This is a genomic window from bacterium (assembly GCA_022616075.1).
Classification (GTDB): Bacteria; Acidobacteriota; HRBIN11; order JAKEFK01; family JAKEFK01; genus JAKEFK01.
The window spans coordinates 1-23,976 of sequence record JAKEFK010000128.1 but is presented as its reverse complement, the minus strand read 5'-3'; the positions used below and the strand labels follow the sequence as shown (position 1 = coordinate 23,976).

At 48.0% G+C, this 23,976-nt stretch carries 21 protein-coding genes; 20 read left to right on the top strand and 1 reads right to left on the bottom strand.

What is annotated here, in order from left to right; translation table 11 throughout:
- Positions 1–12: 12 nt before the first annotated feature.
- The 17 genes from L0156_10365 to L0156_10285 all read left to right on the top strand — a co-directional run bounded on the left by L0156_10365 (position 13) and on the right by L0156_10285 (position 20,733).
- Entirely contained in the window at positions 13–1,389 is a 1,377-nt protein-coding gene (locus L0156_10365) for an asparagine synthase-related protein (protein ID MCI0603404.1), read from the top strand.
- Positions 1,390–1,426: 37 nt separating this feature from the next.
- Positions 1,427–2,281 carry a hypothetical protein gene (locus L0156_10360; GenBank protein MCI0603403.1) on the top strand — a complete coding sequence of 285 codons (855 nt, stop codon included), beginning with the start codon at positions 1,427–1,429 and terminating at the stop codon, positions 2,279–2,281.
- Positions 2,282–2,540: 259 nt separating this feature from the next.
- Positions 2,541–5,723 (top strand): hypothetical protein, encoded by a 3,183-nt coding sequence (locus L0156_10355; protein ID MCI0603402.1) that lies wholly within the window; start codon positions 2,541–2,543, stop codon positions 5,721–5,723.
- Positions 5,716–6,519 carry a hypothetical protein gene (locus tag L0156_10350; protein ID MCI0603401.1) on the top strand — a complete coding sequence of 268 codons (804 nt, stop codon included), beginning with the start codon at positions 5,716–5,718 and terminating at the stop codon, positions 6,517–6,519. The genes L0156_10355 and L0156_10350 overlap by 8 nt, the downstream gene beginning before the upstream one ends.
- A 54-nt stretch (positions 6,520–6,573) precedes the next feature.
- Positions 6,574–8,409, top strand: coding sequence for a hypothetical protein (locus L0156_10345; GenBank protein MCI0603400.1), 1,836 nt, complete (start codon positions 6,574–6,576; stop codon positions 8,407–8,409).
- A gap of 256 nt (positions 8,410–8,665) precedes the next feature.
- A complete protein-coding gene (locus L0156_10340) occupies positions 8,666–10,525 on the top strand; it encodes a hypothetical protein (protein MCI0603399.1) in 1,860 nt (619 codons plus the stop codon).
- Complete coding sequence (locus L0156_10335; GenBank protein ID MCI0603398.1) at positions 10,522–11,103, top strand: hypothetical protein; 582 nt, start codon at positions 10,522–10,524, stop codon at positions 11,101–11,103. The genes L0156_10340 and L0156_10335 overlap by 4 nt, the downstream gene beginning before the upstream one ends.
- A 208-nt stretch (positions 11,104–11,311) precedes the next feature.
- Entirely contained in the window at positions 11,312–11,695 is a 384-nt protein-coding gene (locus L0156_10330; protein ID MCI0603397.1) for a hypothetical protein, read from the top strand.
- A gap of 250 nt (positions 11,696–11,945) precedes the next feature.
- Positions 11,946–12,713, top strand: coding sequence for a hypothetical protein (locus L0156_10325; GenBank protein MCI0603396.1), 768 nt, complete (start codon positions 11,946–11,948; stop codon positions 12,711–12,713).
- A 3-nt stretch (positions 12,714–12,716) separates the two neighbouring features.
- Positions 12,717–13,733 (top strand): hypothetical protein, encoded by a 1,017-nt coding sequence (locus tag L0156_10320; GenBank protein ID MCI0603395.1) that lies wholly within the window; start codon positions 12,717–12,719, stop codon positions 13,731–13,733.
- A 16-nt stretch (positions 13,734–13,749) separates the two neighbouring features.
- Entirely contained in the window at positions 13,750–14,619 is an 870-nt protein-coding gene (locus tag L0156_10315; GenBank protein ID MCI0603394.1) for a hypothetical protein, read from the top strand.
- A 2-nt stretch (positions 14,620–14,621) separates the two neighbouring features.
- Positions 14,622–16,394 carry an ATP-binding protein gene (locus tag L0156_10310; protein MCI0603393.1) on the top strand — a complete coding sequence of 591 codons (1,773 nt, stop codon included), beginning with the start codon at positions 14,622–14,624 and terminating at the stop codon, positions 16,392–16,394.
- Positions 16,381–17,415 (top strand): DegT/DnrJ/EryC1/StrS family aminotransferase, encoded by a 1,035-nt coding sequence (locus L0156_10305; GenBank protein ID MCI0603392.1) that lies wholly within the window; start codon positions 16,381–16,383, stop codon positions 17,413–17,415. The genes L0156_10310 and L0156_10305 overlap by 14 nt, the downstream gene beginning before the upstream one ends.
- Before the next feature lie 37 nt (positions 17,416–17,452).
- Entirely contained in the window at positions 17,453–18,514 is a 1,062-nt protein-coding gene (locus L0156_10300) for a TonB family protein (protein MCI0603391.1), read from the top strand.
- 153 nt (positions 18,515–18,667) lie between these two features.
- Entirely contained in the window at positions 18,668–18,997 is a 330-nt protein-coding gene (locus L0156_10295) for a hypothetical protein (GenBank protein MCI0603390.1), read from the top strand.
- Positions 18,998–19,345: a hypothetical protein gene (locus tag L0156_10290; GenBank protein ID MCI0603389.1), complete on the top strand. Its 348-nt coding sequence runs from the start codon at positions 18,998–19,000 to the stop codon at positions 19,343–19,345.
- 512 nt (positions 19,346–19,857) lie between these two features.
- Positions 19,858–20,733 (top strand): hypothetical protein, encoded by an 876-nt coding sequence (locus L0156_10285; GenBank protein MCI0603388.1) that lies wholly within the window; start codon positions 19,858–19,860, stop codon positions 20,731–20,733.
- Here the strand turns inward: L0156_10285 and L0156_10280 are convergent.
- Positions 20,712–20,906 (bottom strand): hypothetical protein, encoded by a 195-nt coding sequence (locus L0156_10280; GenBank protein MCI0603387.1) that lies wholly within the window; start codon positions 20,904–20,906, stop codon positions 20,712–20,714. The two genes, L0156_10285 and L0156_10280, sit on opposite strands and share 22 nt — an antisense overlap.
- 17 nt (positions 20,907–20,923) lie before the next feature.
- Here L0156_10280 and L0156_10275 point away from each other — a divergent pair, with 17 nt between their 5' ends.
- The 3 genes from L0156_10275 to L0156_10265 all read left to right on the top strand — a co-directional run bounded on the left by L0156_10275 (position 20,924) and on the right by L0156_10265 (position 23,900).
- A complete protein-coding gene (locus tag L0156_10275; protein MCI0603386.1) occupies positions 20,924–21,346 on the top strand; it encodes a DUF1566 domain-containing protein in 423 nt (140 codons plus the stop codon).
- Positions 21,347–22,040: 694 nt separating this feature from the next.
- Entirely contained in the window at positions 22,041–22,514 is a 474-nt protein-coding gene (locus L0156_10270; protein MCI0603385.1) for a hypothetical protein, read from the top strand.
- Positions 22,515–22,958: 444 nt separating this feature from the next.
- Entirely contained in the window at positions 22,959–23,900 is a 942-nt protein-coding gene (locus tag L0156_10265; protein MCI0603384.1) for a HEAT repeat domain-containing protein, read from the top strand.
- The last annotated feature ends 76 nt before the right edge of the window (positions 23,901–23,976 follow it).

Sequence of the window (23,976 nt, the reverse complement as noted above, 5' to 3'; positions counted from 1 at the left end):
AGGACTTTGCGATTGAATTCTGATCTCGACAGGTTCTTGTACGATGGTTTTAAAAAGCAGGGTGGAGCGTTCCTATGCAATCTTCAGGGCCGTTACGGTGCCGCTTACCACGATCAGGAGCAAGGAATTGTTTTCTTGTGCCGCGATTGGGTTGGTGAGGTACCGCTGCATTACCAATTAACGGATGATAGCCTTGTTGTTGCCAACTACATTTCTGATATCAAGTCACACCTTGGACCGTCTTTGTACAGATATGATTATGTGCGAGCCGTACCCCACTCGCATGCACTCATAGTTGATGCAAAGGAGCAATACGAATTCGGCAAACGAATAAAAAAGAAGTGGACGGTGCGGGAGCGTTTACTGTTTTATGATTTCGCAAAAGATGTCCGAGAATGGACTAGTGTACATGAAGACCTTGGCATCGAACAGATTAAGCAAGGGATCCGGGAGTCACTGGAGAGATCTGTTGAGCGTCGCTTGGCGTCATCAGCCAGCCCAAGGGCTTTATTGCTATCAGGCGGCATCGATAGTTTGACGATAGCGTATGTGGCAAGCCAGCTAGACCCGAACATGGTTGTTTTCACACTATCTGTTGACGGCGGCGGCGATGATGTTCGCCGGGCGAAGGAGATTTCAAGCCACTTTGGTTTGGAGTTTAGAGTTGTTGAAGTGACCGCGCATGACATTGCAAGAGAATATTCGGATGCGGTTAAGTCTTGCGAACTTTACCATATTCCAAACACGTACTGCGCTGTGGGAATGAGATTAATCGGCAAGGCGTTACGGCGTGATGGATTTAAAGTTGCGTTTTGTGGAGAAGGTGTCAATGAGGCATTAGGTGATTATCACGATTGGGTCGTTAAAGATCCGGTGACCGGCCAGCCTCTCATGTTACAACGCGTTGACGATGTCCAACTTGGACAAACACCTGAACGCATTCGGTATGTTTGGGGTCAAGCCCGCCCGGAGGGACGTTACAACTTGCAACTCGGGAGTGGGCTCGGTAAACACGGTATCGGGCGTATGGTCAAGCCATTGTTGGAATTGGGCATCGAATTAGAATGTCCATATCTTGATCATAATGTTATGAAGTGGTTGGTATCTATTCCCAAAAAAACTCTTGATGAAATGGGGGGCAAACCTGGTTTGATGGCGAAGGTTTTCGCCAAGGAGATCGAAAACGGCCGAATCAATGCTCCGTTTATTCTTGAGAGTCAGAAAATTCGTCTTCAAGACGCTAGCGAACTGGGTGCCGGTGGAATTTCGCCCGTTCTCTTGAAAGAAGGTTACGACCAACAGAGGACGATTGAGATTTTTAACGAACTTTTCGGAGCCCGGTTAAACCCACAGTTGGATTCGGAAAGGCTGTCCCTTTGTTCCGCATAGGAGCCGATTCGTCTGAAATGCGGCGACCGTGAGGATTATGTCCAGGAGATCCTTTCTAACCGTTCATGATCTGTCAAATGATGAGATCGCCAAGGCGTTCCTAATCGCAAAGCTTGCCGAAAAAGGTGAGATATTTCTTCGGGGGAAGATCCTGGCTTTGTGCTTCTTATCCGAGAGTACGGTCACGTCCTCTTCTTTAAAAGCTTCGATGATCAGGCAGGGTGGTGGATGGATAGGATTAGAAGGAATTACTGGAACTCATATTGAGGCTAAAAATCAGAGTCACAACGACACCCTTGTTTGCCTTTCATCATTTTCGGATGTTGTGGCAATTCGAGGTCCGAACAGAGCCTGCGGATGGTTCACGACCAGTTCCGTGCCGTTGATTAACGCGCTTTCGAGAGACGAACACCCTCTTCCCGCGATATGGCTTCTATTTCTCCTGCACAATATTTTCGAGACAATCACCGGGAAAAGCATTGGTGTGATCGTCGCAACCCGTTTCTCGCCAACAATTACTTCGTACTATAGACTTCTTTCCCGCTATGGACTCCGATTTCATGAATTCTCAGTGTTGAACGAATTACGTATGAAGAGATACATCGTTAACGAAATTGAGAAGAATGGCTCGAACTTTTTCCAAGAGGATTCCCCTGATTTTCTTCGTTCAATGGATTTTTTAATCGTTGCTCCACACGCGTCATTGACCTGGGCACCAGAGCGGTTAGTCCGGAAGTTCTCAAAGGAATTGAGACCCATCGATTACGAAATGTTTAAGAACCTGCCAAGGAATTCGTACTGGTTTTTTGTGCCCCACGTGGTACTAATCGCAACGAAACGGTTGACACGAATTTGGAAACGGAATCAAATGTATGAATCAGCGATTGTTTGAGGCGAGCGTTTACTGCAACATAGGTCTTATTCATCATCTGTTGCCTGCGAATCAATGAAGGGTCCTTCTATTCGGTCAGGAACAGTTATGCTCGAACCGGACGACGTTTCAATGGCTGTACAAGAGGCATGGGAAGATCTTCTTAATAGAGAATACTTCGACAAAGACTCGTGGGAGTGAAATTGAGTGAGGGGGACTTCTCCACTGCTTGAGGCTAACAGAGAAAGTATTACAATAAATTAAATTTTACATTGCGCGTATGTATCCATTAAGGAGAGCCAAAGTTGGACGGGACGAAGTCTGCATCGCGATACAGGTGGCGTGGGAAGACCTTCTCACATTCAAAGGCTTCACCTTAGATTCCGAAATATCTCAAAAGAAAATCAGTTCTCCAACACTCAAGAATAAGGAAACGCGAGAGACTCTATTTCGCTACCTGTTGAGAGTTGCATTAGCTCATTTTGGATACCGGGATCATGAGTCCTATGATTGGTACTCAGCTGCTGGCTTAAAAAGCAATCAGTGGCGTAAGTGGTTCAATAGGAACATCGCTACCTCGATTTATCCGCCCGCTAACCCAAACGACCCGGAAATATTCTGTGTCGTAGTGAACTACTGGAATCCTTCAATTCGCGATAAAAAAGAACGAGTATTCTCCGCGTGGTTACCTGTCCATGGAATCAGTCGAGCTAATTGGAATCTTCTTTGGGAAGACTACAAAACGATAACGAAATTGGGTGCCGAAATTCAATGTTTTACTTTGAACGATTACTTGTTCAGTCGAGCGCAGCGTAAGTCAATACTGGAATGGCGGTTTGTATCCTCGCCCCATTCGCTTTCAAACATTAACATTGAGAATCCGCCGGCTGCCAGTCGGATGATAGCTGAGGCCCTTCGTGTTGCAGATGAATCCAGTGTACTTCGGAGAAGAATAGTCGCAATTGGTGACTACGTCGATGAGCTTGACGTTATCGTCCGAAGTCTCAAAGATGAGATTCTGAATCGAATTGCATTGTTCTCTCACAGGATAGTGGATGAGCCTCATCATTGGTTTATCAAAGCGCTATTAGAAAAGCTTCGTTGCGATGTCTCGCAAATGGATAAAGTGACGCCACAAATGAGTGGGGATGTAGCATGCATGACAGCAGATTATCTTGTCCGCCTCTTCCTATATCTCAACGTCCAGACACTAATGTTACGCAAACCTGGAAAACTTCCAGGCTATCTGGGATTGCTAGCGGTTGCCTTTATGGCTCGATCGCTACTTGAGTACTATGGGCCTTTTGTCTTGAAGTCCAAGGAGAACTGGTTTTGGTATTCGATACCAGTCCACATACCCATTCGCATATCTCCATCAGGATACACTGAAGATGCGCAAGAGACCAGCATTCTGAGTATTGCAGTTGCCAATCGCCTCAGCAAGGAATGGCAAAGACGGTGGCGGAACATTGGATATCAAATCGTACTCCCAGCCATGATGATGGATTTTCAATTGGAAGAAAAGCTCCGCAGCCTAGCTATTGAATCTTATGCAAGAAAAGCCGCCGTTGCTGCTGTAATGTCTAGAAACATGTCTCATAATATTGGATCCCACGTGCTAGCCCGCTTGTCCAGCGCGGAGAGCTTGGAAGCTGCCATGAAAGAAACCATAGCAACATTCAATTCCTATCTTCGAACGCGAATGGACTTTCTTGCAGATATATCCACTGCAGTTCCTGTAGTAACAGTGCCGAAAAGGCTATATTCCGATGTGTGTGCGTACTTGAAACCATCTAATCCGAATGATCAGAGCGCCTTCAATTGGCAGGAGTTATTGATGGAACGGATTAGCGGAACGGATCTGAATGCAGACGGAATTGAAATAAAAGTCTCCACCGATAAAGTATTTGCATGCCCAAACGACACGCTCGGTGCTCACGCTTTATATGTAATTTTGGAAAATTTCATTAGAAATTGCGCCAAGCATGCTGGAGCGCGTAGGATCGATATTCGGATTGATGTTGTTGAGACCAACACAGAATTTTGGCAAATTCAAGTTTACGACAGTGAAAATAAGTGCGATTCCAATCTTGTTGATAGACTCAATAGGGAAATACGAAGGCCCATTCTGGAAGAGGGCAGATTGCGAAGGGGTGCGTGGGGAGTACTCGAAATGAAAATAGCGGCCGCATATCTACGAAAACTTGACCCGGATTTAATCGACGAAGAGCACAAACCGCCTCTGCTTACGGCTAGAATCAACCATGATAATAACCTTGGTTACGAATTCTTCTTATTAAAGCCCAAGTTTGCTTTAGTCATACATCCTGACTCCATGAATCTCACGCTGAACAACTTAAAGGAATGGGGGATTGAGACCCTACCGGCGAAGAAAGTGAAGAGTGAAAGGGATCCTCGGGATCATGAGTTCGCTGTATTGATTGGCGACTCCGCGCAGGCCAATCGTGCAAATCATCTTAATGGTGGGGTGCTGAGAAAATCCATTTTCTCGCGCCGATGCCTTGCCTTACACAAGGCCGAAGTTGATCAATGGCCAAGAATGAGTATCATAAGCATTCAAAATAACCTTTGGGAAAAGTGGGCTGCTGAGTTCTGCAATGCGAGGCCTTCCATAATCCGATGTTCTGGAGGATGTATGTTTGATTCCATCGGAAGCGCTTCAGTCACAAGCCTGCCAGTTAATGGAAGCCCGATCTTTCTATTTGACAACCATGGGGAATATTTGGCCCGTAAGAACTGCAAAAGCTGTGATACTCATCATGAGTACGTGGAGAACTGTAGGAACTGTGTTCGAGTGTTAGAGGAAGACCTGACAGAAGCGATGGCGGAGGCATACGTTAACAAGTTTGCTTACTATGAGCCGTATTCGTCGAACAGTCCGATTGGATTTCTCATGAATAATCTGCCTGAGGGTTCTGAGCAAAAACAGCGTCTCATGTGGGAACTGACCGAGACCGGCGCAACAATTGTCGCTGTTATTGACGAAAGAATTCAGGCCGAGTCCGAAAAGGTCCACGATAAGAATTTACAGAAGATACCAGTCTGTAAAATACTCGAATGGATGAAGGTATTTCTCTTTCCTTCGGCTGGCTCAGGGTTCAATTTAAACAAACTGCGGTACGATGACGGTGACAAGAAAGCAATGGAAACGTGGCTTTTCCTGAGGAAAAATGTGCACTTCTTGGTTATTCATCTTGGCGTAATTGAAAAGCTTCTCAGAACAACGTCTATTGCAGACATTGACTCCTTTCTTCGCAAGCATGAAGAAGAGAATCCTCAAAGGTCTGTAATTGTCATTTCCGGCCGCGGCCGGCCGTCGAATCTTCCGGATCGGGCGCTCTTCCTGCACTACTCGCCGGTCGCACGCTACTTGATGGAGGAACGAAGTAAGTACCATTTAACGAAACTGCTATTTTCAGCACGGGAAATCAAAAATGAGTGAACCAGTTGTCATCATTTTCACAAACGGAAGCGACGCGACGAGGAAGAAGTTCTTGAGCAAAATGAATTGCGCAGATTTTGGTGATGCCCGCGACAAATCCGTCATTGCTATCGCCACCTCCGGTGCGCGATACATCATCGACTCAGATCCTAACCGGTGTCCTGATATCATTCTTGTAATCGATTCAGCTAATGCTTCTGGTACTGAAATAGGTACACTTCTTGCGAAACTTATTCCGACACGGAGTGTCTGTGCGGCGTATCATAGCCGTACAAGGGAGAGAAATGAAAATCTGCTGCGCTCTCTTTTTAAGGAGCGCTTAGTCTACGAAGGCGAATACCACTCCAATTCGGGACCAGCTTTTGAAGGAATGGGAGAAATAGCCGATGCACTGGAAAGAGCGTCTGGCTACGAGGATGCGCTAAGAAAACTATTAGAGGGGGTCTTTCCCTTTGATGCTCGGCTGGAAACTAAGTTGGAACTGCTTCACCGATGCCTAACACCAGACGGAGCAAGAAACGTTGTCGCTGGTGAGTTTCCAAATGATCTGCGAGCGGAGAGGAATAACCTCTGGCTGAAGAAACTTCTAGACCTTAATGCTTCAATATTCCAAAGATATGCCAAAGAGCCTTTTGCGGATGAGAACAACAAATGGTCGGTTGAGGATCTCGTCTGTGCGCTAGCAGGTTCTCCGAAGAACAGCAAAAAGCTAAAAGACTGTATTGATTGTTTCGATCCGGGATACATGGCTGCGCTATCGGCCCTTCGAGATGCTCTTTTGCCGGATCGGGCATAGGTGTTGAAATCGAAGATGCACTATGCACTATTTTGAGCGAGAAGCGTTTGCCTTATGATCCGTTGGATTGTTGACGATGCTGACGGCGCGGTAGGTTTTCCAGCGGAATTGCTAGGAGCCAGGGTCTTGCAGCCGCAGGAATTTATCGATCAAGCGGTCAACATGAACGAGGATTCCTATGTGATTATTCATGTTAACCTGAAATGTAAATATTCTCAAAGACAAGCAAACGCCGGCATGCAATTGTGGCGACAGGCTCTTAGAAGTGGACTAAAGGCCTCTGTAGCTTTCGTGTCGTTCATCTCCCGGGAAGAATGCGTGCGCCTCTCAAAAGGACGAGACGTGATTCTTCTGTATGAAGAATTTGTGCCCTTCAGACGATTGCCTGTGGACCGCCTGGATTTCTCTTCAGGCCCGAAATTCTCCTTTCTTTGTGAAGATCTTCTCTCTGGATGGGGAATAAGTGTAGCTGAAAGGAACACCCTTGATTCATTTACGCGCGAGGAGTTCGAACGGCATGGAGTGGGTCGGGGGAAAAAGGCATTGCTGATCGATGACAAATATGCTGACTGGTCAAAAGTGTTGAAGACTGTTTTCGATATTGATCTTTCCTGCTCTGAGTCTACTGAATGGCAAAAACTCTTTGAGGCAGAAAATAGGGAATCAATTAACACAGCTCTTGCAAACACAAGAAAATGGTTTGAGCAAAACCGAAAGCAGATTCATCAGAATGACTTTATTTTTCTAGACCTTTTTCTTGTTCCTGCTGTTGAAAGGCATGACAGGGATCGAAGATTGAGCAAGGAAGATCTCAGTCAGCTTTCCGGAAGTCGTGTTTTGGATCAACTCAAGTTGGTTGATCCAAGTGTTCCTGTCGCTATGTTCACAGTGAGCAGCAGAAGCTGGAACTACAAGCGTTTGAGTCAAATAGGCGCCGAGGAATGGTGGGCTAAGTCCCACTCTCGCGAATCAGTCCCTGGCAACGGAGAGAAAAAGGACTCCTATAACGAGCTTGCAGAGATTGTCGATAAATTGCTTCAGAGTCCCTATCCCGAGCAAAGGAAGATCTATATTTCCTTGAGAGATGTAAACTCCAAATTGGAAAGACCTACTGAGACCCTCCGCGGGCTACCGCCAGGGTTGAATCCAACCGCAGGCGGGCAGTCGTCTCTTCAAGAATTGCGACATCAAATCTCGAATATTCTTAAGCAATCATTCGATTCTCTGAGGGCGATGAGCAGTGTGGGAATCGGAGGAAACCTTGATTCTTATGTTCATTCTGCCATCGTCAATCAGCTTGGCAAAATTCCAGAGATCGTTTCAGACGTCTCGGGATCAGGGGCGTATCAAAATCCTTATTTCGAAGCAGCACGCCACTTACGAAACCGCGCTTCGCATGCGCTGCACTATTCATGGTTCGACGTTTTCGACAGTCGTTTGATGTTCCGCCTCTGTCTTATGGGTATGGAGGACACCTCTGGTCGATGTGATTTTTTCATTCCAAATCCGAAGGACGGATTCTGCGGAGAAGCTTTACAAAAGTGTATTTATGCATTGACATATGTTGCAATCTATAATTTTTTCTATAAGAGTGCCGAGATCAGGTACCTGTGCGATGCGAAGAAGAGCATCGTTCAGGATTCATTATCAGGGATTGATTCCAATGAATTAGCAGTGCAAATGGTCCACTATTTCAATAACTGTCAGAGAAGCTATAAAAAAACAATGGTCGACCGTATTGCCATTTACAATGGAAGCGATACCAAAGTTCGTCTGATGGCCTGTGGTAGCAAGCCGGTGTTATGGGCGTTGGGAGTTTCTACATGGAATCTTCCTCAGTCTTTCCAAAGCCAATTCTCTAACGAGGGCATTCAGTTTATCTCGATTTAATTCTCAGTATGCAATGAATGGATCGCTCTTTCGCGATGATAGTTCATTCAATGGCAGTCCATATTAATGGCAGGTATTTGGCCGCGTTCAGCCAAGTTGAGTTTCAAGCAAAATGACTAAGGAGCAAGTGATTGTAATCTGGAACGATGAGGCGTATGCCCAAGAATTGCAGGCCTTCTTCGGACATGACAACCTGGCTACGACCGAGGCGGAACTCGGGACTCATTTACGCCCGGAAATACAGGGGTTAGCGGTTTTGGCGGAATTGAACTGGGGAAATGCGAATGCCCGTAAACGGCTTGGACAACTGCATGGTCTGGAACTCGTGGCCAGATATTTGAGGCTGCATGCTAAGCTCAGGCAGCCGGTGCTCGTTTTGTCATTTTTCACGCTTGCTGTGATTCTGAAGGACCCCCGCCGAGAGATCGTTCGAGCCGTGGGGCACGGGTTCCTTCAGCTTCCTTCTTCTCCTGAAGATTGGGTGAAGGCCCTGGACGATATTCCTCCGCTTACTGATATTCAGCAGATGGACATTATCAACAACTTTTGCAACGTCAAAGGGCTTGTCAGCGAGGTCGTTCATCGTATAAAGGGGAGCTTTTGGAATCTTCTCAATGAAAGAAACCAAAACACCTGGAAGTTTATGCAAGCAGAACTCAGGCGCGGCCTGAACGAGATTGAAAGGCTTTTAGCCACCTATTCTGGTTCGAAAGTAGCTTTGGATCGCATCCAAGACCGTTTTATTTCTGAGATTGTATACAAGAACGATTTCACCGGTGTTATCTCCTTTGTTGAACGCGTTGGTGACGAGCTCAAATTGTTGATCCCTGAAGAGGTTAAGAATGAGTCATCCGTTGACTTTCATGCAGAAGGCAACCGACCCTGGAAAACGCTTCTCCTTGATGACGAGCCAGAGGGCTTGGATCCACTTGTTAAAGCGCTTGAGAGGAGAGGGGTTCAGTGTATAGTTACGGACAAATGCGTTGCTGCGCAGGAAAAAATAAAGATGGACTTGAGAAATGAAATCGTGGTTGTTGTAGCTGACTACAGGTTATTTGAGATAAGAGATGGCATCCGAAGACATCAAAGCAAGCAGGGATACGATTTTTTGATAGATTTGTCAAAGACCGACAGATTTGTCGGACTCGTCGCGCTAAGCGGTCTTAGCAGAAAGTTCTTATTAGAAAGCTTTCAAAAGTACAGTGCGAAAGTGGCAGTTTATTCAAAGAACGACTTGACAGGTCCTGGTGCGATTAACCTTTTTGCAGACTCCATTTTAGATCTCGGGCGAAACATTTATGACGCTATGAGCTCAGTTCCCAAGAGCAAATATTGGGAGCCACTAAAGCAATTTTACATTGCTCATCGACTCTCGCGGGACTATGAGGAGGCTGAGAGAAAAATTGGTCAAGAGGCAAAAGATTTCGTCCAAAGGATTGAGTCCATATTCAGAACGCAGGATCCTGAGTTACTATCAAACCCGTCATTTCCTCGACTGAGGGACATAGAGGCGGGCCTGAAAAACAAAACTCCAAACAACGAAAAACATATGGAAATTTTCAGACGGAAACTGGTTGCTCGCAGAATTGCGTTGTGGCTTCACTTTGTCGGCAGAATAGAAGAGCAAGAACGGATTGCGGGATGCCTGAAAGGGAAACTGCTCAAAGCCGAAAGTCCAAAGTTTTTAAACTCGGAGCTCGCCCTTCGGTTGATGGACTCGCCGTTTGAGATGCTTGTCGAAGAGAAGAACTGGTTACGAGTTGACATGGATGCGGATATTCAGAATTTGAAGGAAGTCGTCTCTCAGCTTTTTTTCTTAGTGCAAATAGCTTTGGAAAAATTCTGTTCTGGGAATACGGACTTGTCAAAAAGGCTTTCCGACGAAAATTTTATGACGGATGGTAAGGTCGTGATCTTAAGTCTCAAGGATGCCAAGAACGCGCTCTACATGACTAGAGGAAGGCTAATTAATACCCAAGAAAAAAGGGAATATCTTGCATCTCTCCGTGGGATTGAAAAAGTTCTCGAAGCTCAGCCGAAGTTGTGGGGCGATTATCTGCGAAGCTTTTCGGAGTTCGTTGAAAAGCTCATTAAACTATCCGAGCGACAAGCATGAAAAAGAATGGAAGAAGGAAGAATACCCCTGCTGAAATACTGAAAAGCATCAGAGGCCTTGACCCTCTTGATATTGAAATGGAAGCTCGCTTGTTTCTGATCGAGCGAAAGGGTGCTGACAGCTTGGAACAGGAATTGAAGGATACTGATTCCAGTGCCTTATCAGAACATCTGAAGAACTACGTTTTTGAAACGAAAGAGCATCAAAGATACGTGTCTGAGCGTACCAAAGTTATTCAGCAATTTGCGAGACCAGAGAGAAAGTCCTCGAGCTACGAGGATCTCCTAATAGAACTTGGAAAGAAGAAGCAGGGTGACTGGAAGAAAACGCTGGTGGAGAGGCTATCTACAGATTTTGTTGATCCCTTTGATGATATCGAACCGGATATAAGGGAAAGTCTTTACGATCAATTAGCCTCCTGGAGAACGAAATTGCCGGTGCTGGAGTACGAAGCCCTAGTTCTCAAGACCGCTCCGAATCGAGAAAAGCTGGAGCGGATTCACTGCTTTGATGACCTCGGCAAGGAAATCTTTTATCGCCGGGCCCGCTTGCGTATGCTTTGGGAATCTCTTGAGTGAGCATTCCTATCGCTCTGATCACCGATTGCTTTACCTGGCAAACCTCAGATAACCGCCTTCCTGAAATCTATTAGAGCCGAAAAGATCGTCCCACACAGATCCGAATAGGTTGTTGACGGGGCAGCATCTCCCTCTTCTGCTGATCCCTCTAACTGAAAATACGTTTCTCTGCCTCGCAACAACCTTTTCTTTGTGGAGGTAACGGAAGATGCCAAAAGCAGCTCAAAGAAGAAAAGTCAGAAGGAATCAGTACCTTTACAAACTCCTGCGCCAGAGACCAGACGCTTTCAGCTTTGAGTGGAACAAGCGGCTCGTGAGCTGGGTTTTTGAGGCGCACCGCAGGGCAGAAATTTTGCGGGATGAATCCGGAAATCCCACACCGGCGGCTTCGGCGCTTGTCGATGAAGTGATGGGGCAACTCGCTGCTCTAGGTGAAATGGCTTTGGAGATGGAAGGTGCGGAGACGCTCCAGGTAATGCTGAACGAATGTGCTAAGGCGGTCAGTGCTGCTGTGGATCGCAGGATGTATCGCCTGACACCACGACTCCCGGAAAAGCCGCAAAGAAGCAAGACAATCCACGGGACAAAATAGCAATGAATACTTCTCACGTAATGATCCTACTAATCGCGTTTGTCTTAGTGTGCGCCGGTTGTACTACATCCCAGGATGGAGTTGAAGAACCGCCAATCGTACGTCAAATCTCTCCCATCCGGATCGCTCTCTTGTAGGACAAAACAGGAAGTGTCGTTTCAAAATCTCCACTCGCGTTTTTCATATCGCGGAAGAACAGGAACCAAGGACCGGCAGTTGAATTAACTATTCGAACGGAGGCAAAAAGTAAATGACCAGCAAAAATAATGCGTTTCGAGTCGCGTTCTTGATTTCTAGCGTCATCATGGCTGCTTGTAATAATACGCAACTCTCCACTCAATCTGTAGAGACGCCAGCAGTAACTCAGCAGCCTCCGCTCAAGATTGTAGTTTTTCAGGACAAGACCGCCAGTACTGGATGGACCCGAACAGAGCAACTGAAATATGAAGACATCCAGCCCCTTGTGACACTCATCCGGAAGCATGGCGGTGAACTGGCAGTGGGTTTGGTCGCGGAAAGAAGTAATTTGAGTCTAGTCCGGGTTCGGACCGACGTTCCGCTCGTTAAGCCGGTGGAGCCTCCCAAGAACGGAAACGTTTTTGATGTGGCTCAGAAGATAGGTCAGTACCGCAAGCAGCTCGCCGAATACGAAAAAATAAAGGCCGAGAAAGAAGAAAAGGAAGCCGCGAGAGAAAAAGAGTTCGAAGAGCAAGTGAGGAAGCTATTTTCACTGCCGGCATCCCGGAAACGTACCGACATCTGGGGGGCGCTGCGCCGCGCTGATCTTTTCCTCAGCGAAAGCGACCAATCATGGAAAGCCCCCACGGAAAAGTATGCGCTGTTTTGCAGCGATGGTCAGGACACCGCTCATGGGCCCAAATACAGCATGAAGAGCAAGGCAAAGCTGATTATTGTGAATGGCTCCGCATCGCTTGGGAACATGGAAGGCATCGACATCATCGCATTTGAAAGCATGTCCGCCGCAGTGCAACATCTGCTGGCGCAGAGGAGGAATTAAGCGATGGCTAATTTCGAACTGAGAGCGCAAAACGAAACGGATTACCAATCCCGTGCGAGGCGGGCGATCAATCGAATGCTGCGGGTACTCCATGAGCGCGCCCATCACACCCGCGAAACCGAACAAAAGCTGAGTCAGGCGCAGGAAAAGTTACGTGATCTGACGAATGCAAATCCACAATGGGTAGGACACGACTTCATGACTTCCGTCCAGCACTTAATTAAGGGAGCGCTCATCATTTTCGTCTTTGTCATTGATTTCTTCCTATTTAACGCGACCGCGGAGTGGCTCGCCCAGAGGGCGTTTCACGATCTCCCTCAGATGGTATGGGTTGGAAGAATTCTGGTTCCAATGTTCATTCTCGGTTTGGAAATTTTCATTGCCGTACAAATCCATCTGACTCGCCAAAGTGGAACGAACGGATGGCTCGCGCTCTGGATTTCCACTGCAGTTGTGTTAAACGCTCTAATGCCGGTTATCGTTTTTGCGACAGAAACTGCCGCTCGGACGGGATATGAAGGAACCGGAATGTTGGAATCGCTGGACTGGATGACGAAAGGGCTCATCGTTCTGGCTACCGTTTCCCATGCGGCAATATTGTTTGGAGGCGGAGCCGCCTATGAGGGCATGTCTTTCTGTGTTTTCAGGATGAGGCACAGGGCCGCCCGCAGCAGCGTTGATTCGCTTGTCGAAGGATCGCAGCGGCGAAGCAATGCTACGGTTTATCAATTTCAGGACTATTGGGAAGCGAGAAACGAATTTAATAACGCCTTCCCGCAGGCCCAGCATGCGGCAGGTCCGTTTGACCAGATAACCAGAGATATCATCAATCGGGCGTATGGATATGAGGTAATTGCAACAGTGCCAGCGCAGCCGCCCGCAAGCCCGCAACCGGCGGAGCCGGCTTTGGTAAATCCCGGCAACGGACATGATCCGAACGCGTCCGCGGAGGAAGCGGAGTACTTGCGTCAGGTCTTGCGCGGCAGAGTGCAGGATGAAGAAGACGAAGTAAAACCATAAGAAGGAGGAAAAAGAGATGTCAGAAGTAAGCACTAGACATCGCGTGCGGAAAATTAAGGCTGCACCCGTACTTCAAGAAACGCCAGCTGTTCTGGCGATCGCAGCAACAGCCGCAGCGACGTTGCTCACTGTTGCAGCAAAGGCCGTCTTTGATGAGCTTGTAAAAAGTGTGAAGTCGCCACAGCTGTCCGAATTACGTCCCGGATCGGAATTGCGTGTGGAATTAAAATCGGCTGAAGCACGGGCGGAAAAAGTACTCAGCGCCACTGCGCTGCAGCCTGAAGAAGCAGCGAAAGTGAAGGCTTTGGCAACACTGGCAGTCACTCCATACCGAGTTTCGCTTACATCCTGTGAAATGCAGAGTGAACTCACAAAAATTACTGCATGTCCATCGCCGGGTTCAGTACAGCAGGCAGCAAACGATATTCTTGCAATCCTTGAATCTTCTCACCAAGACCATTTTGTAATTTCACTGGCGAATTGCTGGATTCGAGCGGCAAAAGGGACTGGTTTTGACAGAATTCAGGAGAAAAACGTAAGCATAGGTTTGATCCGGTTGACCGCTGAAGACGCGGCTGGCCGTGCCTTGGTTACAGAAATAAGCACAAACCGATCCCTGGAAACAAGAATAGAAACCGAAGTTGTTGGTATCCGAGATGGCCGGTGCAAGGAAATCCTCGACCGCTTCGACAAGGCGCTCGAAGAAGAAGGAGTGGAAAGTGACGTTCCACAAAGAAAGCCAACTGGTGGGGCTTGTATCTTGGACGTAGCCCGAAAGTTTGTGAGCGAACGCACCACGTCAAATCAAAAATCAACGGCGTATCGTGGCATAGCAAACACTCGGAAATTACGACAAAGACAGCTGAGAATTCAGCAAAGAGGCTGACAATGAAATCAGAATGGGAAGGAATCTTTGAGGCTTATGATGAAGGGCACACTGCCATCCTGCTTACAGGCCGGTCGCTTTATGATTTTGTCGATGACGCCGCCAAAGTGCGCCCGTTGATCGAGTTGCTGCGTCGTGAGCTGCGAAAACGGTACGGCATGCTCCTCATTACCTACTCCATGGCAGCTGGTCTGGATTGGGACCAAAGCAGAATTGAAGATCAGCGCGATCGAAAGACAGTCCAGAGTGCGTTACAGGCGCACGGTCTTCACGCCATTCCGGAAAATCAAAATGAAACCACCCGAATTATCCGTGGAATCTCTTCATTGTCCAGAACTCCGACAGCAGGAATGAAATGGGCAAGCGGGGCCGATTTGCGGTTCGCTTTTCTATTTGAATTTAGCGAACATCTTACTCCAGGCGCGATGGCAAACGGGAGCCAGACCGACTCGCAGCTTGTCGCGACGGAACTTGTTCATATCACGGCACAAAGTCTCGCACTTCGATCCAGTTCAAATCTTGTGATTTTTCATGGAAGGGAAGGTTTGATTGACGACCTTGTCGCCGGAGCACTTCATCCTATCCGGCTACTGCAACCGGGGAAGAAAGAGAAGCAAAATTTCATTGGCACGCTTGACGCTTTATACAAAGGAGCTTGCCTGGAAGAAGGTCTTACGCCGGAATTCGTTGCTCATCTCACAGCGAATACTCCAAACCGTAGCCTGGAATCGCTTTATCGCGCATCGAACAGAACTTCGAAAACGGTAAGCATTCAGAGATTGCTCGAACAAAGACGGCGGGACGTTATCGAACTTTCGGAGCACACGCTTTCTGCAATGGATAACCGCCGCATCGAAAGCCTTGAGCTGTACGGGATCAATGTCTCCGTTCCACAAAGGATTCTGGAAGCTTATGCCCGCGCGCTTGCTGCGGGCGATCCAGCTATGCCATCCAATGTTTTGCTTGCAGGTTCGCCGGGCACGGGCAAAACCGACCTGGCGATTTTTACTGCTTCGACGGCGAAAGTCGCAGCATATCAGATGCACAGTCCGAAAAGCGGAATTGTTGGAGAAACCGAAAGGCGGGCTCGATTGCAGCAGACCGTGCTTCGTGAATGGACTCCTAACATCGCCTTTGTCGATGAAATTACTGAAGCCATGCCGTTAGAGCGAAGCGATTTTGACGGCGATTCTGGAGCGAGCCGCGCCGTAATGGCAACCTTGCTTACGGCGCTTTCGGATGAGTCCCGGCGTGGCAAATCACTCTTAATCGCGACAACCAATGTTCCGTGGCGCATCGGCGCCGCAATGAGATCGCGGTTCACTGCCATTCCCGTCCTTCATCCGCTGCGCGAAGATTATGCGGGTATCATTCTCGCGATCCTTCGCAGAATGGGACAGAATGCCGATATGGATCCGGCCGCTCCATCTCTTGTGGAGGCTGCATCCATCTTTTATGACAAAGGTGCTTCGCCAAGGCATATCCGTGCTGCGCTCAGCAATGCAATGTTGCTTCACGGTTCATTAAATGAAGATTCCGTCCTGTTCGCTGCAACAGATTTCTGTGCTCCCGTCGACAAGTTGTCCGCGGTTTACTCCGACCTTTGGGCAATCAAAATTTGCGACTCTCGAAGTTACTTGCCGTGGAGCGCCAATTCATCGCAGTATCCGTATCCTTCACACTTGAGAAACATTGTTGATCCCGCTACTGGAGACATCAACCAGGAAGCCCTCAATGCTCAAATCAAGGAACTCAAACCCTATGCAAATGTGTAATGACGCGCTCGAACGATCCCGAATCATTCATTTGAACGGGACAGGCGCAGTTGCTGAGCTCGAAGCGAAGCTTGCCCGCCACTATGGAGTGAAGCATGCACTTTGCGTCTCGAGCGCAACGACAGGGCTTCTGGCCATTGCGATTGCTCTAGGACTTCGCGATCAGGAATTCATTACGAGCCCATACACTTATGGCGGAACCATATCTTCATGGCTGTTGTTTGGAAACACACCGGTTTTTGCCGATATCGACAGCACAACTCTGACACTCGATCCCCATTCTGTAGTTCGGTATATTACGGATAAGAGCAGAGCAATACTCGGCGTCGACATATATGGAATGCCTTCCGATATGATTGCATTGCGCAAGATTGCCGATGAACACCGACTTTGCTATATCAGTGATGCGGCGCAAAGTTTTGGAGCACGCCGGGCGAGCCTTCCGGCAAGCAAACTTGCGCATGCTTTCGTTGTCTCTTTTACTGCAGGCAAGAGCTTGTTCGCCGGTGAAGGCGGCGCCATCTTAACTGATTCGAGCGATTTGTATGAAAAACTCATCTGGTGCTGCCAGCATCCCAATCGGCAAAAGAGAGAGCTGGGATTGCATCGCGTCAATGAATTTGGAATCAACGGACGCATTCATCCGCTCGCTGCAGTAATTGCCAACAGTAATTTCGATCGCGCGCTTCGGGCTATCGCTTCACGTCAACGAAAGGCAAATAGAATCATCAAGTTGATGAATGAATCGTCGTTGGTTCAGCCGGTGATACTGAATGACAACGAACTCGAGCCGTCTCACGAATGTTTGACTGGTTGCTGGAGGTCAAGTCCGGCGTGTGAAGATCTCGAAAACGAACTTGCTGCAGAAGGAATTCGGGTGCGCATTTCTGACGCGCCGGTTCGATTGATTTACAATCAGCCGGCATTTCGCTCGCAATGTTCGGACTCGATGATCTGTTCCGTTGCAGAGCGCCAAATGCGGATTCGATTTTCCGTTACTTCCACTTCAGATGAAAGATGATTGCGACCGGGGGGCGTTTTAAATTGTCGAGGATAGGATGCGAACACTAGAAGTTATCCTTGCCATTATGCTGTTTCTCGTCCTGTTGTACGTGGTTTCGAAGCCCATACCTCGAATTGTGAACACTTCACGGCCAATCCCGGTTGCTCCGCCGCCGGCAGTTCAGGAGCCACCCCGGCCGGCGCCGGATCCACCATCGGCGCCCGAGCTTGAGCTCGTTGGAAATCCTGCTCCACCGTTTGGGCTTCCAGATCTGAATGGAAGCTACATTCGGTTGTCCAATCTTCAGGGGAAGGTTGTTGTATTGAACTTCTGGGCCTCCTGGTGTCCGCCATGCAGAATGGAGATTCCACATTTCGTTGAGCTTCGGAACAGATACAGTGACCGCGGACTCGAAATCCTTGGTGTGAGTGTTGAAGGCCAGGATGCTCAGGGGACACTGCAGAATTTCATCGCGGAAAACAACGTGAATTATTCGGTATTGATCGCAAGTTCGGCAGTGTTGAAAGAATACGGAGATATCAGGGCGGTTCCTACGACATTTTTAATCGATGCCAATGGGATTGTCCGAAAGAAGCTCGTCGGCTACCAGGACCTGAATACATGGGAAGCCGAAATCAAGCCGATGCTTCCGCTCGCGGAGCAACCCGAATTCACCAACGATCCACCGATGATCGCAAACAACAGCTACGATCAGTTCCATTCTTCAAAGTCAGGAGGCCGTCTGCTAAGACAGGAGCCGGCAGTTCAGTCCAGGCCGATGTTTGACCGTGATGCGCAATTCGTGCGCGGTCCGAGGAACCGTCCTGTGAGACACATTCGTGTCGAGATTTCCCCGGCCATTGCGATTCGAAGAGTATCTCCTGTTTATCCGAGACACGCGCGAATCATGGGAATCGAGGGCCGGGTCGTTATTCGAGTTGAAGTACTGGCAGACGGAAGTGTCGGTGTTATCAGCTTCGTGCGCGCTGTCCATCCACTACTTGATCAAGCCGCGGCAGAGGCTGTTCAGCGATGGGAATTCCAGCCGGCATTCGATGGGCAGCAACCTGTGGATTCTTTCAAGATCGTCGGAATCGATTTCCACTTGAAACGGTAAATCAGGCAAATTCCTTCCTCTATATATATGTGGCGTCTGACAAAGATCACGCTATTCGTATGCTTCATCTGGTTCGTTGTTTCCCGGGTTGAGAATTGCTTCCGCCCTCCCCAGCTAAGGAATGTTCGGGCGAGAGAAGTCTCCTCAAAATTCATGCCGGCAAACGAACGGCTTCTTCGCCTTACCGGTTTTTATGATTACGCCAACGGCAATATCGATCAGCTAAAGTACCTTGCCTGCTCCGCTTTCACTGATGGCGATCGGACCCTGGGCGGTCGAGCCTCTGTTGACGGCAATCGCAGAGTGGCGCAGGTGGCGGCGCAGCGCAGCGACGTCGATGTAACCGCCACGATCGTTCATGAAGCAGCTCATCTGGAGGTCTGGGGCAGGGGCCGAAACATGAATGACTCTGAGGAGTATGCCAGAAGCATCGAGCAAAGGTTTCTCCATGCATATTCCTTCCAGCTTCAAAGGAGTCATTGAATGGAAATACTTTATCCGATCCGAGTATTGCTGATCATCGTGATTGCCTTCGCACTCATATTCGGTCTCATGAGCCGCCGGACCGCATGGCGATTCCTTCTTAGAATCATTTTGATCGCAATGTTTCTGCCTGTCCTGATTCCGATTTTTGCAGCCATCTTCTCTTCTATGTCTTTCTTCGCAAAATTGCTCTTACTGGCGGCGCTCGGAGTTTTCCTGTTCATTACCGTTCTCGGGACGTTTCTCGGCAGCTATCTATTCATGGAAGTACTGGGCCATTTTCTGTACGATGTACTGAAATGGATTTTCGCGTTTCCGTTCCGCATTCTTCGATGGATCTTCCGATAAGTAGACGGCGCAAACATTAATTAGTGAAGAGTGATTACCAGGATATAACATTGAAGCGTCGACTTGCTGTTGGTGAGCCGTTGCGGAGCACTGACAGTGATTTTCAACTGGACGATTCGGAACGAGTTGCGGTGCTCCTTGTGATAAAATCGCTGTACATTATTCATTGCACGGCTTAGGGGGAAAATGTCTACGGTCAATGTGAAGTGCGCCTTTTGTGGCAAGCAAGACTTGCCTTCAAAAATGTATCGATGCTCAAAAGAGGAATTGTGGGTTTGCTACATGTGTACAAAATCGCCAGGGGTCTTTGAAATAAAGGGCCTTAAGTGTCCGAGGTGTGGCCGCGAGTTGCAAGCACCACCAAAATAGCAAAGACCGAGTGATCATTTTGCCAAATCGCAGATATGTTTCAGCAGAAACTACGTTTTTCTGTTGTATGCAGACTAGGCTGTTCCGATCACAGAATATGCCGATCCTTGCATAAATACAATGATGCTTGAGGGGTAGATATCATGAATCGACAGGAAATTTTGGACGGATTAGTGAAAAGTAACGACTTTCCTGAATTGGTCGAGCTTGTAGCGCGTGCACGCGGGCGTGGACCGTCTGACTCGATCACCTCGACTCAAAGAATACTGGTCCGCGTGTTATTGGGCGGAGGACTTGAAGACGAGCTTGCAACTTCTCATCCTGATGATTCAATCCCCGACGAACTATTTGGACGAACGCTCGTTAAAATCGCAGACACTGGATTCCCTGAAATCGACGAAGCGTCTTCCGCCTTGCTGCATTGGTGGCTTCTGCTTACGGCTAACGATCTCATTGGAATTCGTAATATCGAATTCAATCGATTCGTTAACTCTGCGGAAATCGCTTTGACTGACTTTGACGAACGGGCGCACAGTGCTTTTGAAGCGGGTAATTATCAGGAGCAACAGGGCATGACTTACTGCGGGAGCTCCATCGTTTTTGAGACGCTCCGGACGATTTCGCGATGCAAAACCATTCAAGCGGTCAGTTATTTGTGGTCGGTCCATAATCGCAAAGCCTTAAAATTCAAGCAATGGCGCATTCCTGTCGAGGGATCTCTAACCGCTTTGGCGGCGATTGGCACAGATGATGCGAAACTCTTTCTGCATGAAGCTTTGAAGAATACCGATAAGGGATTAAGCGAGTGGGCCAACTTTGTTCTGAATTACAGTGGTCAAGGAGACTATGATCAAGTAGAAAAGCTTGCCGACGCAGCTCGGGCTGAAGATACGTCAAGACAGGAAAATATTGGTACTGCTGGGAATAAATCTGGATGCCTGGCTTTGTTGATGATGATCCTACTCATTGGCGTCCTATTCTCCCTTGCCGTTGATTATTACACTTTTTCCTTTGTTTGAACACCATTCGGGACAACAGCGTGAAGGATCAAGATTTTTAAGATGATGGATTTGCGAATCAAGGCGCTTTTTTGCTGTCCATAGTTTGGCAACACGATTAGCGTCTCTTCCATGAACAGGAAGATTGTCCAGTTTGTAACAATAAGCTGAGATAACAGGCTTGCAAGAACCATTTTTGGAGGATCAACAAATGAACACGCGTTTCTTGAACAATGGCGATGGAACGGTAACGGATAGTCTAACTAATCTGATGTGGGCAGCGCGGGATAATGTCACAGATATTGACTGGCATGAGGCAAAGGAATTTTGTGACCAATACCACGTAGGTGGCTTCAGTGACTGGCGACTTCCGACACTGCCCGAATTACGCAGTTTGTACGACGAACGTGTCTCGCACCATGTTACAGCTGCAATCGATGTCAGCCAACTGTTGCTATGGTCCTCCGAGTTCGACGAGTCCTCGGAAAATGCCAAAGTCTACAATCTCGGCGATGGTAGTGACCTCGAAAGCTTTTCCTACATGCCTGCTGGTACCAGGGCCTTACCCGTCCGTACCGAAGTGCCGCCGTCTAGTCAGCGATTTGTCAACAAAAGGGAATGGAATCGTGATTGATGGGCAAACTGGTCTAATCTGGGCAGTGCGGGATAATGGAGAGGACTGCGATTGGTACAGCGCAAAACGGTATTGCCAAGCTTACCAAGGCGGTGGATATGCAGACTGGCGGCTGCCCACAGTTGCAGAACTAAGGACTCTTTTTGATCCGCATCACTCTAGATTGTCCGCGTCCGGCGTAGAGTTCTATTTCACAGCACAGATTGAATGCACTTGTTATGGAATGTGGACGTCGGAAACAGTGGGGACGCCCATGGGTTCTATTGATCCCAGCAACGAACTGGATTTAGCCCGTGCTGGTACCCTCTATTTTGATAAAGCACGACAGTATAAGGATCCCTGTAACATTTCTGAGAATCTTCGCGCTTTACCGGTGCGGTCTGATCGGTAATACAAGAACGACCCACCAACACTGGAACTTTATTCTATTTTTGAACTGAACCTAACAGTCCGGAGCGCAACTTGCCTGGCCTTGCCCTGATGTTTGGGTTGATGAGCCGCGAGTACGGGTCCAATCCGGATTCGCGTCTTTCTATGTCAATGTTGCCGATTTCACCACATGAAAATGCCGCTGAAATATTTTCACGGGCTCGTAATTGATCAAGCTTCGGTAAGCTCTCTCAGTTTCGGGATATTCAGTGCGCGAATCATTGCCATCAATCAACGTTAGGCGAAACGCTAGAGGAGGAAACGGATGTTCCGCGTTAATCCCATCGCCATAGCCATATCGACGAACCTTTTCAAATTCGAGCTGGAAGAATTTCGAAAGACTGACAGGCGGCACTTCTTTCGATCACTCATTCGCCTTTTTCGCGCATTCAGAATACTTACTCGATCTATAACGCGCTTACACTGGTACACTCTTGCGGCGAATATACGATTGCAGTTTCGCAAAATATCGAGTTTGTGGAAGAAGAAAGAATCGCTCGAGCCCTACTCCATTTATGAGCTCGATTTGCGTTCGCGCACACTAAACTATCTGATTCGAGCGGGGATCCTGACAATCCCTCAGGTGCTCGTGCTCAATGAGGAGGACTTAAGAAGGCTAATAGTTGGGAGAACTTCACTACAAGAAATAAAGCGGGTGCTTGGCGAACGTAATCTCGAACTGGGGATGGACCCCAGCCATGCCGTTTTGTTATTTCCGCGCTCCGCTCACAAACGATGATGAGACTGTTGATCGTCCCGTTGAGAAGGTTGAGATCGCTGATGCAATATTCGGATCGATATTCGGAGGAGTAGCAGGCTAAACCGTGTTCCCTCGGAGCGTTTGTTGTGCTAAGGCGTTTAAGTGTGGGTACTTTCGTGCAGCTCGTGTTGTCCCTTTGGAAGAAACTGAAGCTGGACAAGTTCGTATCCAAGCCGAACAACAGCAGGAATACCGCAGCCATGAGGAACCCAAGGCAGGGAAGTGGGAGCGTTTCCGACAATTAAAGCGGTTCCCAGTTCTTGCCGACGGTGCCCGACGACGGTTGTTCCTCAAAAGCAATAAAACTGGTTCTGACCGAGAACGGCTAAAATTAATGATGCTTCTAACAATTAGTTCATATTGATTTCATGCTCTCCGTTAATCGCCCGCTCGATGATAAACTACTGAGACGACTCCTCACGCATGCACTATCGTGGTAAAAGCTTTAAGTACTGGCGTAACCGCCTTGATGATGCCGATTGGGAAACACAGTACTCGGCATGGGTTGCAATGAGTCACTTTGCATCCGAGTATCAAGAAGCTTTTGATCTCATGATAAAAGGTTTAGAGGAATCAAATGTCTCATTGCGAATCCTGGCGGTCGACACTTTAGGACAATTGAGAGATGCTTCCTCCCTTAACCCATTGATCAAGAGAATTGTCGATGACGATATCGACGTCCGCGTTTCTGTTTGTCTTGCTCTATTAAAGTTTGATCAACCGATAATCATTCCCGATTCATCTGCAGCATTCCTTCTACGCAATTTCTGGGAAGAGGAAGCTCTTCAGTTCTATTTACATCGAGACGAAATAATCGACTTGCTATTCAAGAGTGGCCACTCCGAACTGCTGTATCCCGTATTGATGCGTGGAGCTTTAAAATATGATACCAGTATTGCCCAAACGGCAATCCGACACTTGGCGCGATATGCCGGCCAAGACGCTGCAAATGCTCGCGCAGTACGTTCAGCCGTCTGTGAGCGGCTGGTAACACTTGCGATCACCGAGAGTCGAAAGATTGATTATTGTTGCGAGGCTCTAAATCAAATCGATTGCGAATTCGCAAAAATGAAATTTGTAGAGGTGGTGAAAATTTACTTAAATAACTCCCAGGCCTTGCCGAGCGATAACGTCCAAAATGCAGTACGGGCACTTAGATCATTTAGAGGCCCTGAGATTCTTCCGCTCATGAACCAGCTTCTTGTTTGTGACGACTACAATCTGGTAGAAGAGGCGTTTTGGGTAGTATATGACTACGGAGATGCAGCTCTCTCGTCTGTTCCTTTTCTTGTCGATGCCTATCACAGATTTAGAAAGCATCAGCCTGGACGATCATCCGACGGTCACGTCCCAGATTTCCTGTAAAAAGAAAGACAGGTGCATGTTCCTCTGGTCACCTGTTAACGGTTAAGCAGCCCTAGAAACCCGGAACAGTTGGGCT

Coding starts and splice junctions, on each gene's coding strand:
- L0156_10360 (MCI0603403.1), top strand. CDS start 1,427: ATGTCCAGGAGATCCTTTCTAACCGTTCATGATCTGTCAAATGATGAG.
- L0156_10355 (MCI0603402.1), top strand. CDS start 2,541: ATGTATCCATTAAGGAGAGCCAAAGTTGGACGGGACGAAGTCTGCATC.
- L0156_10350 (MCI0603401.1), top strand. CDS start 5,716: ATGAGTGAACCAGTTGTCATCATTTTCACAAACGGAAGCGACGCGACG.
- L0156_10345 (MCI0603400.1), top strand. CDS start 6,574: ATGATCCGTTGGATTGTTGACGATGCTGACGGCGCGGTAGGTTTTCCA.
- L0156_10335 (MCI0603398.1), top strand. CDS start 10,522: ATGAAAAAGAATGGAAGAAGGAAGAATACCCCTGCTGAAATACTGAAA.
- L0156_10330 (MCI0603397.1), top strand. CDS start 11,312: ATGCCAAAAGCAGCTCAAAGAAGAAAAGTCAGAAGGAATCAGTACCTT.
- L0156_10325 (MCI0603396.1), top strand. CDS start 11,946: ATGACCAGCAAAAATAATGCGTTTCGAGTCGCGTTCTTGATTTCTAGC.
- L0156_10320 (MCI0603395.1), top strand. CDS start 12,717: ATGGCTAATTTCGAACTGAGAGCGCAAAACGAAACGGATTACCAATCC.
- L0156_10315 (MCI0603394.1), top strand. CDS start 13,750: ATGTCAGAAGTAAGCACTAGACATCGCGTGCGGAAAATTAAGGCTGCA.
- L0156_10310 (MCI0603393.1), top strand. CDS start 14,622: ATGAAATCAGAATGGGAAGGAATCTTTGAGGCTTATGATGAAGGGCAC.
- L0156_10305 (MCI0603392.1), top strand. CDS start 16,381: ATGCAAATGTGTAATGACGCGCTCGAACGATCCCGAATCATTCATTTG.
- L0156_10300 (MCI0603391.1), top strand. CDS start 17,453: ATGCGAACACTAGAAGTTATCCTTGCCATTATGCTGTTTCTCGTCCTG.
- L0156_10295 (MCI0603390.1), top strand. CDS start 18,668: ATGCCGGCAAACGAACGGCTTCTTCGCCTTACCGGTTTTTATGATTAC.
- L0156_10290 (MCI0603389.1), top strand. CDS start 18,998: ATGGAAATACTTTATCCGATCCGAGTATTGCTGATCATCGTGATTGCC.
- L0156_10285 (MCI0603388.1), top strand. CDS start 19,858: ATGAATCGACAGGAAATTTTGGACGGATTAGTGAAAAGTAACGACTTT.
- L0156_10280 (MCI0603387.1), bottom strand. CDS start 20,906: ATGGTTCTTGCAAGCCTGTTATCTCAGCTTATTGTTACAAACTGGACA.
- L0156_10275 (MCI0603386.1), top strand. CDS start 20,924: ATGAACACGCGTTTCTTGAACAATGGCGATGGAACGGTAACGGATAGT.
- L0156_10270 (MCI0603385.1), top strand. CDS start 22,041: ATGTTCCGCGTTAATCCCATCGCCATAGCCATATCGACGAACCTTTTC.
- L0156_10265 (MCI0603384.1), top strand. CDS start 22,959: ATGCACTATCGTGGTAAAAGCTTTAAGTACTGGCGTAACCGCCTTGAT.